General features: G+C 55.1%; 10 protein-coding genes and 5 tRNA genes. 14 read left to right on the forward strand and 1 reads right to left on the reverse strand.

Annotation, left to right across the window (positions count from 1 at the left end):
* The first annotated feature begins 50 nt into the window (after nt 1-50).
* The gene (gene lldD, locus QZH36_RS10310) at nt 51-1,184 is read left to right on the forward strand and encodes an FMN-dependent L-lactate dehydrogenase LldD (RefSeq protein ID WP_301730140.1); all 1,134 of its coding nucleotides are present in this window, start codon (nt 51-53) and stop codon (nt 1,182-1,184) included.
* Nucleotides 1,185-1,366: 182 nt separating this feature from the next.
* Here lldD and QZH36_RS10315 read toward each other — a convergent pair whose 3' ends face one another.
* Nucleotides 1,367-1,954: a DJ-1/PfpI family protein gene (locus QZH36_RS10315; RefSeq protein WP_253458972.1), complete on the reverse strand. Its 588-nt coding sequence runs from the start codon at nt 1,952-1,954 to the stop codon at nt 1,367-1,369.
* A 203-nt stretch (nt 1,955-2,157) separates the two neighbouring features.
* On the opposite strand from QZH36_RS10315, the gene mltB reads away from it, so the two are divergent.
* The 13 genes from mltB to QZH36_RS10380 all read left to right on the forward strand — a co-directional run bounded on the left by mltB (nt 2,158) and on the right by QZH36_RS10380 (nt 12,214).
* A complete protein-coding gene (gene mltB, locus QZH36_RS10320; protein ID WP_301730143.1) occupies nt 2,158-3,228 on the forward strand; it encodes a lytic murein transglycosylase B in 1,071 nt (356 codons plus the stop codon).
* A 174-nt stretch (nt 3,229-3,402) separates the two neighbouring features.
* Nucleotides 3,403-3,897, forward strand: a complete 495-nt coding sequence (pncC, locus tag QZH36_RS10325; RefSeq protein ID WP_253458978.1) for a nicotinamide-nucleotide amidase — start codon at nt 3,403-3,405, stop codon at nt 3,895-3,897.
* 98 nt (nt 3,898-3,995) lie between these two features.
* Entirely contained in the window at nt 3,996-5,063 is a 1,068-nt protein-coding gene (gene recA, locus QZH36_RS10330; protein WP_253458981.1) for a recombinase RecA, read from the forward strand.
* Nucleotides 5,064-5,460: 397 nt separating this feature from the next.
* Nucleotides 5,461-5,976, forward strand: coding sequence for a regulatory protein RecX (locus tag QZH36_RS10335; protein WP_301730144.1), 516 nt, complete (start codon nt 5,461-5,463; stop codon nt 5,974-5,976).
* A 128-nt stretch (nt 5,977-6,104) separates the two neighbouring features.
* Nucleotides 6,105-8,732: an alanine--tRNA ligase gene (alaS, locus tag QZH36_RS10340; RefSeq protein ID WP_253458987.1), complete on the forward strand. Its 2,628-nt coding sequence runs from the start codon at nt 6,105-6,107 to the stop codon at nt 8,730-8,732.
* Nucleotides 8,733-8,980: 248 nt separating this feature from the next.
* Nucleotides 8,981-9,166 carry a carbon storage regulator CsrA gene (csrA, locus tag QZH36_RS10345; protein WP_004155916.1) on the forward strand — a complete coding sequence of 62 codons (186 nt, stop codon included), beginning with the start codon at nt 8,981-8,983 and terminating at the stop codon, nt 9,164-9,166.
* Nucleotides 9,167-9,472: 306 nt separating this feature from the next.
* Nucleotides 9,473-9,565 (forward strand) — tRNA-Ser (locus tag QZH36_RS10350).
* A 3-nt stretch (nt 9,566-9,568) separates the two neighbouring features.
* Nucleotides 9,569-9,645 (forward strand) — tRNA-Arg (locus tag QZH36_RS10355).
* 252 nt (nt 9,646-9,897) lie between these two features.
* A tRNA-Arg gene (locus QZH36_RS10360) sits at nt 9,898-9,974 on the forward strand.
* Nucleotides 9,975-10,088: 114 nt separating this feature from the next.
* Nucleotides 10,089-10,165: transfer RNA gene (locus QZH36_RS10365), tRNA-Arg, on the forward strand.
* Between the two features lie 174 nt (nt 10,166-10,339).
* Nucleotides 10,340-10,416: transfer RNA gene (locus QZH36_RS10370), tRNA-Arg, on the forward strand.
* An 809-nt stretch (nt 10,417-11,225) separates the two neighbouring features.
* On the forward strand, nt 11,226-11,792 hold the full coding sequence (gene yqaB / locus QZH36_RS10375; RefSeq protein WP_253458989.1) for a fructose-1-phosphate/6-phosphogluconate phosphatase: 567 nt from the start codon (nt 11,226-11,228) through the stop codon (nt 11,790-11,792).
* Entirely contained in the window at nt 11,789-12,214 is a 426-nt protein-coding gene (locus QZH36_RS10380; protein WP_125287465.1) for a YqaA family protein, read from the forward strand. The genes yqaB and QZH36_RS10380 overlap by 4 nt, the downstream gene beginning before the upstream one ends.
* Nucleotides 12,215-12,241 lie beyond the last annotated feature (27 nt).

Below are 12,241 nucleotides of genomic sequence, written 5' to 3' on the forward strand. Positions count from 1 at the left end.
TTACTTTGCTTCGCGATGAAGCCGAGCGTTTTAACAAGGCAGGAAACCAGATGATCATTTCCGCATCAACGGATTACCGGGCAGCGGCACGGCGCAGGCTGCCGCCTTTCCTTTTCCACTATATCGACGGCGGTGCCTATAGCGAGCACACCCTCAGGCGCAATACGGCCGATCTGGCCGATATCGCGCTACGCCAGCGCATCCTGAAAAATATGGCCGAGCTGAGCCTGGAAACCACGCTGTTCGACGAGAAGCTGGCGATGCCGGTCATTCTCGCGCCGGTAGGACTGACGGGCATGTATGCACGGCGTGGCGAAGTGCAGGCGGCGCGCGCGGCGGCAAAAATGGGCATTCCCTTTACGCTTTCCACCGTTTCCGTCTGTCCCATCGAAGAGGTCGCGCCGGCGATTTCACGGCCTATGTGGTTCCAGCTTTACGTCTTAAAAGACCGTGGCTTTATGCGAAACGCGCTGGAGCGGGCCAAAGCCGCAGGGGTAAAAACGCTGGTCTTTACCGTGGATATGCCGGTGCCTGGCGCGCGCTACCGCGATGCGCATTCCGGCATGAGCGGGCCGAACGCGGCTTTCCGCCGGATGGTGCAGGCCATGCTGCATCCGCAGTGGGCGTGGGATGTGGGCCTGAACGGCAAGCCGCACGATCTGGGCAATGTCTCGGCCTATCGCGGCCATCCGACCACGCTGGAAGACTACATTGGCTGGCTGGGCGCCAACTTCGATCCCTCTATCTGCTGGAAAGATTTGGAGTGGATCCGTGAGTTCTGGCAAGGGCCAATGATCATTAAGGGCATTCTCGATCCGCAGGATGCGAAGGATGCCGTGAGCTTCGGCGCCGATGGCATTGTGGTGTCTAACCACGGCGGCCGTCAGCTGGACGGCGTGCTTTCTACCGCGCGTGCGCTGCCCGCCATTGCCGATGCGGTAAAAGGCGACATTAAGATCCTGGCGGATTCAGGGATACGAACCGGGCTGGACGTGGTGCGGATGCTGGCGCTGGGCGCGGACAGCGTGCTGCTGGGCCGAGCCTTTGTCTATGCGCTGGCCGCAGCGGGCGAAGCTGGCGTGGTGAATCTGCTCTCGCTGATGGAAAAAGAGATGCGCGTGGCGATGACGCTGACCGGCGCGAAATCGGTAGCCGACATCAGCCGCGAGTCGCTGACGCTGTAAAGGTTGGCGGGCGAGGATGCTGACCGGGGCGAAATCGGTAGCCGCTATCAGCCGCGAGTCGCTGACGCTGTAGAGGTTGGCGGGCGAGGATGCTGACCGGGGCGAAATCGGTAGCCGCTATCAGCCGCGAGTTGCTGACGCTGTAAAGGTCGGCGGGCGAGGGCGCCTGCCGACAGCACAGACTAGCTGGCGTTTAGCCCGCTGTAAGAGCGCCAGTGGTCAAAATAGATGTGGTCAGCCTGGAAATCGGCCGTTTCGGTATCGTCGGTCAGGCGCCAGGCCAGCTGAAAGGCGAACTCAAAACTTTTGCCCAGCCCTTTGCCGCTCAGCAGGTTGCCGTCTTCCACCACCTCCTCCGCACTATAAACGCCATCGGTAACGCCCTTATACAAATCACCTGAGCAGGTATAGCGACGGCCCTTCAACAGATGATTGCCGCCCAGCACGCGCGCGGCAGCGGAACAGATCGGCGCAATCCATTTTCCCGCTTCGTCATGACGGCGAATAAACGCCGTGACCAGCGGGTTGGCCGCCAGGTTAACGGTGCCTTCCGGCCCGCCAGGGATAACCACGGCGTCAAACTCTTTATCCAGGCCCGCCAGCAGAACATCCGCTACCACCGGCACGGCATGGTAGCTGGGCACCTCACGCGTATCATGGCAGGCGACAGTCGTTACCTTAACGTGCAGACGGTTTAATATATCAATAATAATAAAGGCCTCCGCCTCTTCGAATCCCGGCGCCAGCAGCACCGCAGCCTGTTTGCTCATTACTCCTCCTGATTTGATAAAATGCTATTTTCTATTAAATGAAATGGCGTTTTATTTTAATGGCAGCAGCGAGTTTACGCCGTCTGGCCGCGCAGGAAAAGAGAAAGGAAAAAAGCGGCAGATTTACATAACATCTGTTTTCAGAATGGCTGGCGATGTTCTAACATGAATGCTACTTTTCCGTTTTGCACTCTGGATATTCAATGCGTTATCTGGCCTCATTTTTGCCCGCGCTGCTGCTGCTTTCCGCCTGCAGCAGTAAAGCCCCTGCGCCTGAGCCTCACGGCAATCCTTTTCGGGGCAACAACAGCTTTTTACTGGATCCCGAGCATAACGTAGCGCCGCTGGACGGCGATTTCGCCAACAGCCCGACGGCCGAAGCCTTTATCGATAAAATGGTGCGCGAACACGGTTTTAACCGTCAGCAGCTGCATAACGTGCTGGCGCAGGCGAAGCGGCTGGATTGGGTGCTGCGGCTGATGGATCGGCAGGCGCCTTCTTATCAGGCACCCTCCGGCCCGAACGGCGCCTGGATCCGCTATCGCAAAAAATTTATCGTGCCGGATAACGTGCAGAACGGCGTCCAGTTCTGGAATCAATATCAGGACGCGCTCAATCGCGCCTCGGAAGTTTACGGCGTGCCGCCGGAAATCATCGTCGGCATTATCGGCGTCGAAACCCGCTGGGGACGCGTAATGGGTAAAACGCGTATTATCGATGCGCTGGCGACGCTGGCGTTCGCCTATCCTCGTCGCGCCGAGTACTTTAGCGGCGAGCTGGAAACCTTCCTGCTGATGGCGAAAGAAGAGAACGACGATCCGCTTGATTTACGCGGCTCGTTCGCTGGCGCCATGGGCTACGGCCAGTTTATGCCTTCTGCCTTTAAGCAATACGCCGTTGATTTCAATGGCGACGGCCATATCAATCTTTGGGATCCTGTAGATGCAATAGGCAGCGTGGCCCACTATTTCAGCGCGCACGGCTGGATAAAAGGCGGCACCGTAGCCGTACCGGCTAACGGCGAAGCGTCGCAGCTGGAAACGGGCTTCAAAACCCGCTATACGGCCGCGCAGCTCTCTGCCGCCGGTTTGTCGCCGCAGGTGCCGCTACAGGACAATCAGCAGGTCAGCCTGCTGCGTTTTGATATGGGCACTTACTATCAATACTGGTACGGGTTGCCGAATTTTTACGTTATTACCCGCTATAACCACAGCAATCACTATGCGATGGCCGTGTGGCAGCTGGGCCAGGCCGTACGCGACGCCCGTCAGTAACGCCAGTTTTACCTCCCGATCGCCCGGCGGCGCGTTGCCGGGCAATCGCCTGTTTCTACAACGCTTTTCCTGACTGACTTTATGAAAGCGGTTCGCAAATCCCGCCTTTGTCTCTTCGCGCCTGGCTAAAAAGTGCTAATCTTCATTCTTACGATAAGCAAGCAGGGAACAAGAATGACGGACAGCGAATTGCGCCTGTTAAGCCAGGAAATCGGTCAGCATTTACAGCGCCTTAATGCCACGGTTACCGCGGCGGAATCCTGTACGGGCGGTTGGATAGCAAAAGTGATTACCGACGTCGCCGGCAGTTCACAATGGTTTGAGCGGGGCTTTGTCACCTACAGCAATGAGGCCAAGCAGACGCTGGTGGGCGTGACGGCCGCCTCGCTGGAAAGCTTTGGCGCGGTCAGCGAACAGGTGGTGACAGAGATGGCGGAAGGGGCGCTTAAACAGGCCTGCGCGCAGTATGCCGTAGCCGTCAGCGGCATCGCTGGCCCCGATGGCGGAACGGCAGGAAAACCGGTGGGAACGGTGTGGTTCGGCTTCGCAGCGGAAGGCGCTAACTCGCTGGCGCAGCGCAAAATTTTTGCGGGCGACAGAGAGGCCGTTCGACGTCAGGCCACGGCTTATGCGCTGTTGACGCTACGTGACCATTTTCTTAAAAATTAAGCTTGATACTGTATGACTATACAGTATAATTGCACCCATATTGATTGAGACACGAAGCCGCGAAAGCGTGCTTTACCCCCGCGTGATTAGGAGTGGAAATGGCTATTGACGAAAACAAGCAAAAAGCACTGGCAGCAGCGCTGGGCCAGATTGAAAAGCAATTTGGTAAAGGCTCCATCATGCGCCTGGGTGAAGACCGCACTATGGATGTGGAAACCATCTCTACCGGTTCGCTTTCGCTGGATATCGCGCTGGGCGCGGGCGGCCTGCCAATGGGCCGTATCGTCGAAATTTACGGGCCGGAATCTTCCGGTAAAACCACGCTGACGTTACAGGTTATCGCGTCTGCACAGCGCAAGGGCAAAACCTGCGCCTTTATCGATGCCGAGCATGCGCTCGATCCGGTTTACGCTAAAAAGCTGGGCGTGGACATTGATAATCTGCTCTGCTCGCAGCCGGACACCGGTGAGCAGGCGCTGGAAATCTGTGATGCGCTGGCGCGTTCCGGCGCGGTTGACGTAATCATCGTTGACTCCGTGGCGGCGCTGACGCCGAAAGCGGAAATCGAAGGCGAAATCGGCGACTCGCATATGGGTCTGGCGGCTCGTATGATGAGCCAGGCTATGCGTAAGCTGGCCGGTAACCTGAAGAACTCCAACACGCTGCTGATCTTCATCAACCAGATCCGTATGAAAATCGGCGTGATGTTCGGTAACCCGGAAACCACTACCGGCGGTAACGCGCTGAAATTCTACGCCTCTGTCCGTCTGGATATCCGCCGTATCGGCGCGATTAAAGAGGGTGACGAAGTCGTCGGTAGCGAAACCCGCGTGAAAGTGGTGAAAAACAAAATCGCCGCGCCGTTCAAGCAGGCTGAGTTCCAGATTATGTACGGCGAAGGCATCAATATCTACGGCGAGCTGGTAGACCTTGGCGTGAAGCACAAGCTGATTGAAAAAGCGGGTGCCTGGTACAGCTACAACGGCGATAAAATCGGTCAGGGTAAGGCAAACGCCGGCAACTTCCTGAAAGAGAACCCGGCTGTGGCTACCGAGATCGAAAACAAGCTGCGCGCTACGCTGATGAACAATCCGGACACGACGCCAGACTTCGTGGCTGACAAAGATGATGCCAACGAAGCCAGCGAAACTAACGAAAACTTCTGATTAGCAGCCCGCGAGGGCAGATAGTCGGAAAGCGCTGAAAAGGAGTGGCCCTGTGCCGCTCCTTTTTTATTTTCGACTTACGCTTTCTGAACCAGCTTGTTACGGCAGCAGCCAGGTTCGTTCTATAGCGCACGCGCGTAAAAGAGCATTGTTTTCAGCGCTATGAACCGCCCAGGCGAGTTTTTTCCAGCGAACGAGCTGCCTTGTACTGATTTTTCCAGGGTACGAGTCGCCAGGCGCTACCTGTTTTAGCGTTACGAAACGCCTTGTATCACCTGTTTCCCGCTTACAAATCGCCTTTGCCGCCTTTCTCCACACATTAGCCAAAGCGCTTTGTTTCTTTTGCGGTTCCTCGCTACCCTTACCATGAGTTAATTTTTTGCATAACCGGAGCAAGATGTCTGACGCCACCGAACGAAGCCAGTTTACCCGCCTGTTAGATCGGGCCATGCGCATTCTGGCCATGCGCGATCACAGCGAGGCGGAATTTCGCCGCAAGCTTTCGCTCTCTGCAGAGCGGGCCGCGATGTATGCTAAAACGCAGGCGCAGCAGCCTGAACCCGTTACGCCAGAGCAAATCGATCGGGTCGTCGCCTGGTGTTATGAAAGCAATTACCTGGACGATGCCCGCTTTGCGGAGCGCTTTGTCGCCAGCCGCAGCCGTAAGGGCTACGGCCCGCAGCGTATCCGTATGGAGCTGGGGCAGAAGGGCGTGGCGAAGCCGCTGATCGATGAAACGCTGGCCAAAACGGAAATTGACTGGCAGCAAATGGCGTTCGACTCGGCGGAGCGGAAGTTTGGCCTGCCGCTGCCGACCGAATGGAAGGAAAAAGCCAAAGTGCAGCGCTATTTAATGACTAAAGGCTTCTTTTCCGAAGATATCCGCAGCGTTTTTTCAAATTTTGAAGATTGAGCGCCAATGGGATTTTACTTCGCACCGAAGAAAATTTATCTTATTCACCACTTTTTGTTCGTGTGTTGCTTAGCCTTACGGCAGGTTTAAACCCACGAAACGTTCGTTAGCGTGATTCCAGGACAATTATGAGCAAGAGCACTGCGGAGATTCGCCAGGCGTTTCTCGACTTTTTCCATAGCAAGGGACATCAGGTTGTAGCCAGTAGCTCCCTCGTCCCGACTAATGACCCGACGCTGCTGTTTACCAACGCCGGGATGAACCAGTTCAAAGACGTTTTCCTGGGCCAGGACAAGCGCAGCTACTCGCGCGCAACCACCTCGCAGCGCTGCGTGCGCGCAGGCGGTAAACATAATGACCTGGAAAACGTTGGCTATACCGCCCGTCACCATACCTTCTTTGAAATGCTGGGCAACTTCAGCTTCGGCGACTATTTCAAACGCGAAGCTATCGGTTTTGCGTGGGAGCTGCTGACCAGCGCGCAGTGGTTTAACCTGCCGAAAGAGAAGCTGTGGGTTACCGTCTACGAAACCGATGATGAAGCCTTCAATATCTGGGCAGATGAAATCGGCGTGCCGCGTGAGCGTATTATCCGCATTGGCGATAACAAGGGCGGTGCTTACGCCTCTGATAACTTCTGGCAGATGGGCGACACCGGCCCGTGCGGCCCGTGCAGCGAAATCTTCTTTGACCACGGCGACCATATCTGGGGCGGCCCGCCGGGCAGTCCGGAGGAAGACGGCGATCGCTTTATTGAGATCTGGAACATCGTCTTTATGCAGTTCAACCGTCAGCCTGACGGCACCATGCTGCCGCTGCCGAAGCCTTCCGTCGATACCGGTATGGGCCTGGAGCGTATCTCCGCCGTGTTGCAGCACGTTAACTCCAACTACGAAATCGATCTGTTCCAGAAGCTGATCAAGGCTGTTGCAGAAGCGACTGGTGCCACCGATCTGAGCAGCAAATCACTGCGCGTCATTGCCGACCATATCCGTTCCTGCGCTTTCCTGATTTGCGATGGCGTGATCCCATCCAACGAAAACCGCGGCTACGTGCTGCGCCGCATTATTCGCCGCGCTATTCGTCACGGCAACATGCTGGGCGCGCAGGGGTCCTTCTTCTGGAAACTGGTAGCGCCGCTGATTGACGTTATGGGCGCAGCGGGCGAAGAGCTGGCGAAGCAGCAGGCTCAGGTTGAGCAGGTGCTGAAAACCGAAGAAGAGCAGTTTGCGAAAACGCTGGAGCGCGGTCTGGCGCTGCTGGACGAAGAGCTGGAGAAGCTGCAGGGCGACACGCTGGACGGTGAAACCGTTTTCCGCCTGTATGACACCTTTGGCTTCCCGGTCGATTTAACCGCCGACGTCTGTCGCGAGCGTAATCTGAAAATTGACGAAGCGGGCTTCGAGAAAGCGATGGAGCAGCAGCGTCAGCGTGCTCGTGAAGCCAGTGGCTTTGGCGCGGACTACAGCAACGTTATCCGCATTGATGAAGCCTCGACCTTCAAAGGTTATGACCAGCTTGAGCTGAGCGCGACCGTTACCGCTATCTTTGTGGACGGTCAGCCTGCAAATGCGATTGCCGCCGGTCAGGAAGGCGTTATCGTGCTGGATGAAACGCCATTCTACGGCGAATCAGGCGGCCAGGTAGGCGATACCGGCGAGCTGCGTAACAACGACGCGGTGTTCACCGTTACCGACACGCAAAAATATGCGCAGGCGATTGGTCATATCGGCAAGCTGGCTTCCGGTCAGCTGCGGGTCGGCGATCGTCTGGCCGCGCACGTGGACGAAGAGCGTCGCGCGCGTATTCGTCTGAATCACTCAGCGACGCACCTGTTACACGCTGCGCTACGTCAGGTTCTGGGCCATCATGTGGCACAGAAAGGCTCACTGGTGAACGATAAATATCTGCGCTTCGACTTCTCCCATTCTGAAGCGATGAAGCCGCAGGAAATCCGTCAGGTTGAGGAAATCGTCAACGCACAGATCCGCCGTAACCTGGCGGTCGACACCAACGTGATGGAGCTGGAAAAAGCGAAAGCGCTGGGCGCGATGGCGCTGTTTGGCGAAAAATATGACGATCGCGTCCGCGTGCTGACGATGGGCGATTTCTCTACCGAACTTTGCGGCGGCACGCACGCCAGCCGCACGGGCGATATCGGCCTGTTCCGCATCACCTCTGAAGCCGGTACGGCGGCAGGTATTCGCCGTATTGAAGCGGTGACGGGCGAAGGCGCGTTAAAGCAGATGTATGCCCAGAGCGAGCAGCTGCAGGAGATCGCTCACCTGGTGAAAGCCAACAGCAGCAATCTGAATGAAAAAGTGCGTGGCCTGATGGATAACGTCCGCGCGCTGGAAAAAGAACTGCAGCAGCTGAAAGATCAGCAGGCCGCGCAGGAGAGCGCTTCTCTCAGCAGTAAAGCTATCGACGTCAAGGGCGTTAAGCTGCTGGTAAGCGAGTTGACCAACGTCGAGCCGAAAATGCTGCGTACGATGGTGGACGATCTGAAGAACCAGCTGAAGTCAGCCGTTATCGTGCTGGCTACCGTTGCGGAAGGAAAGGTTTCGCTGATTGCCGGCGTAACCAAAGATGTAACCGATCGCGTGAAAGCCGGCGAGCTGGTGGGCGAGCTGGCTCAGCAGGTTGGCGGTAAGGGCGGCGGCCGCCCGGATATGGCTCAGGCCGGCGGCACCGATGCCGGAGCACTACCAGGGGCTCTGGCCGGTGTTGAAAGCTGGGTGGCGGCAAAACTGTAACACTATAAAAAGGCATCCCGGAAAGCGCGGTGGGGCAGGGCTTCACCGCGTCATTCTGTCAGATGTTATCGCAAAAAACACAAAGTCAGGTTGATGGTGTGTATTTCGGCTAAACTAAGTATCAGCAGAATGTATTACCGTGATGATGCACTTGTTGTGCATTTGTCATAGTCTATATTTAGCGTTATATGATGGATAATGCCGGGCGACAGTTAACCCGACTCTTTTAATCTTTCAAGGAGCAAAGAATGCTTATTCTAACTCGTCGAGTTGGTGAAACCCTCATGATCGGTGATGAGGTGACTGTAACGGTGCTGGGAGTAAAAGGGAATCAGGTTCGCATCGGTGTGAATGCCCCTAAAGAAGTTTCGGTTCATCGCGAAGAGATTTATCAGCGTATTCAGGCCGAAAAAACTCAGCAAACGAGTTACTAACGGATCCAGCGCCTTGCCGTCCAGGCGAGGCGCTACCGGTTTTGTCCTTCTTTCCCGCCTTTCTTTGTTTTTCTTTCGCTGTATCTCTTCGGGCCTGTACACACTTCCTTGCTGTGAAAGGGCCGATTATTGTTGATAAATCACTCTTTTTGCTTTCCAAATACCCATTTTGGCTGGGAAATGCGCAATCAAACGCGAGAGTGAAAAAATATGTTTGACTTATAAGGCCCAGAAAGTAATATGTGCGCCACGCAGTGCCGATGAGCAGAAACAAGTTCAGAAGCACAGCTCGATAAGAGCGCGTATGGTGAGGTGGCCGAGAGGCTGAAGGCGCTCCCCTGCTAAGGGAGTATGCGGTCAAAAGCTGCATCCGGGGTTCGAATCCCCGCCTCACCGCCATTTGCATCCGTAGCTCAGCTGGATAGAGTACTCGGCTACGAACCGAGCGGTCGGAGGTTCGAATCCTCCCGGATGCACCATATTTAAGAAGTGTTGCAGCCATTGTGTTCTGGCAAAGCAGTAAGTATTAGCCGCCAGCACAAGGGATGATAACGTTGCTTTAGCAACGGCCCGTAAGGGTAAGGCGTAAGCCGAATCATCCTCCTGGATGCACCATATTTTATAAAGTGGCTTAGCAAGTCGCCGCTTTGTTTAAGTAGTACCGATACAGCGTTAGCAGCCTGTATCAAGGTGAGTCGTCAGCACCCCTGCGTTATACCAGAATTTGTTATGCATCCGTAGCTCAGCTGGATAGAGTACTCGGCTACGAACCGAGCGGTCGGAGGTTCGAATCCTCCCGGATGCACCATATTTTGTAGAAGTCGGCAGTAGCCTCTTCTGAGAAATGAAAAGATTTAAACGTCTGTCAGTTTCTTCTGTATCTCCTCAGGTTTGTCGCGTTATCTCCCCACTGTTTCTCAATGCATCCGTAGCTCAGCTGGATAGAGTACTCGGCTACGAACCGAGCGGTCGGAGGTTCGAATCCTCCCGGATGCACCATATTTTAGTAATGTGGCAGCAATATCTTAACTGACATACTGTGAAAAGCTTGCAGCGTGTACAGGGAGGATAACATCGCTAAGCGATGGCCCGAAGGGTGAGGCGTAAGCCGAATCATCCTCCCGGATGCACCCTATTCAGTTGTACCAGGCAGTATCTTTAGCTTTCCTCAATGCATCCGTAGCTCAGCTGGATAGAGTACTCGGCTACGAACCGAGCGGTCGGAGGTTCGAATCCTCCCGGATGCACCATATTTTAGTAATGCGGCAGCAATATCTTAACTGACATACTGTGAAAAGGTTGCAGCGTGTACAGGGAGGATAACATCGCTAAGCGATGGCCCGAAGGGTGAGGCGTAAGCCGAATCATCCTCCCGGATGCACCATATTTTGCAAATCTGGTCGCAATAACGTACTGGCATAGCGCAAGCAGTTACCGCCAGCACAAGGGATGATAACGTTGCTTTAGCAACGGCCCGTAAGGGTGAGGCGCCAGCCGAATCATCCTCCCGGATGCACCATCTTCTGAATATCTCGTCGTAACACCTTTACTGACATACTGTGAAAAGCTTGCAGCTTGTACAGGAAGAGTAAAAACGCTTAGCAATGACCCGAAGCGCAAGCGCATTATCCTCATCTTCTGTTATTCCAACTCATAGCCATTCTGAACAGCCATACCGTATAAAGCTTATAGCGCTGATGCTACAGCAATCCTTTACGATCGAATTGTAAAAAACCTGCCTGATGCTTTTCCAATACCCTTTCCGTATCCTCATACTTGCTGCCTTAACAAGGCGAAATTATCACGCCGCTTTATAATATACATTTCCTCACTTTCTGCTTTTGCCGTTATATACCCCGTTAATTGCCGGTCCAGAGTCGGTTCCATAGTTACACTTTTGTGCTTTTTGGCCTCAATTAAGGCCATCTGTTAACAAGGATATAATCTGATAATAAAAAACCCTATATGTTTCAAGGCATTTGCGGATCCAAGCTGACAGCGACAAGTTCGGTGCTTTACGCTAAAGTAAACGTTCGTTGATTCAGGGACGGAGGCTTCCGTGTACGACAGTTATGACGGCTTGATATTTGATATGGACGGCACGATTCTGGATACGGAACCTACGCATCGTAAAGCCTGGCGAACCGTTCTGGCGCGCTACGATATGCGCTTTGACGACCTGTCGCTGATTAAGCTGAACGGCTCGCCAACGTGGCGGATAGCGGAAGCTATCATCAACAGCTATCAGAGCAGCCTGGATCCCCATCAGCTGGCCGCAGAAAAAACCGCGGCGCTGAAAGAGATGCTTTTCGATAGCGTCCAGCCGCTGCCGCTGGTTGACGTCGTTAAAGCTTACCGCGGTAAACGGCCTATGGCGGTCGGTACCGGCAGCGAGCACGCCGTAGCCGAAGCGCTGCTGCAACATTTAGGGCTTCGCGACTATTTTGACGCGGTTGTCGGCGCTGATGACGTTAAGCGTCATAAGCCGGAACCGGATACGTTTCTGCGCTGCGCCGAATTAATCGGTGTTGCGCCTGAGCGCTGTATCGTGTTTGAAGACGCCGATTTCGGTATTCAGGCCGCGCAGGCGGCAGGCATGGCTTTTGTCGACGTCAGGCGTCTGTGAGCGACTGGCTATACGGTTCAATGTTTGTCAGCGGTTTCCTGAGCGCCACGCTGCTGCCAGGAAACTCAGAAGTGCTGCTGGTTTCGCTGCTGCTGTCGGGAAAAGCTTCCGCGCTCGGCGTGACCGGCATTGCTGCCCTGGGGAATACCCTCGGCGGTTTAACCAACGTTATCATCGGCCGCTGTCTGCCGCTAAAACAGCAGGGGCGATGGCATAACACAGCAACAGCGTGGCTGCACCGCTGGGGGCCTGCTGCGTTACTTCTTAGCTGGTTGCCGGTTATTGGCGATCTGCTTTGCGTTCTCGCGGGGTGGCTTCGCTTCGCCTGGCTTCCGGTTGCGCTCTGGCTCGCCGTGGGCAAGACGTTGCGCTATGGCGTGCTGGCTTTCGCAACATTACAGGGCATGGAATGGTGGCAGTGATTCGCTAAGCGTCGCTATCATGATTAA

This window comes from Erwinia wuhanensis, from assembly GCF_030484085.1.
Taxonomy (GTDB): Bacteria; Pseudomonadota; Gammaproteobacteria; order Enterobacterales; family Enterobacteriaceae; genus Erwinia; species Erwinia aeris.

Bases quoted from the DNA above. Each gene is read 5' to 3' on its own strand.
- QZH36_RS10315 (WP_253458972.1), bottom strand. From the start codon at position 1,954: ATGAGCAAACAGGCTGCGGTGCTGCTGGCGCCGGGATTCGAAGAGGCG.
- recA (WP_253458981.1), top strand. From the start codon at position 3,996: ATGGCTATTGACGAAAACAAGCAAAAAGCACTGGCAGCAGCGCTGGGC.
- alaS (WP_253458987.1), top strand. From the start codon at position 6,105: ATGAGCAAGAGCACTGCGGAGATTCGCCAGGCGTTTCTCGACTTTTTC.
- pncC (WP_253458978.1), top strand. From the start codon at position 3,403: ATGACGGACAGCGAATTGCGCCTGTTAAGCCAGGAAATCGGTCAGCAT.
- QZH36_RS10335 (WP_301730144.1), top strand. From the start codon at position 5,461: ATGTCTGACGCCACCGAACGAAGCCAGTTTACCCGCCTGTTAGATCGG.
- mltB (WP_301730143.1), top strand. From the start codon at position 2,158: ATGCGTTATCTGGCCTCATTTTTGCCCGCGCTGCTGCTGCTTTCCGCC.
- lldD (WP_301730140.1), top strand. From the start codon at position 51: ATGATCATTTCCGCATCAACGGATTACCGGGCAGCGGCACGGCGCAGG.
- csrA (WP_004155916.1), top strand. From the start codon at position 8,981: ATGCTTATTCTAACTCGTCGAGTTGGTGAAACCCTCATGATCGGTGAT.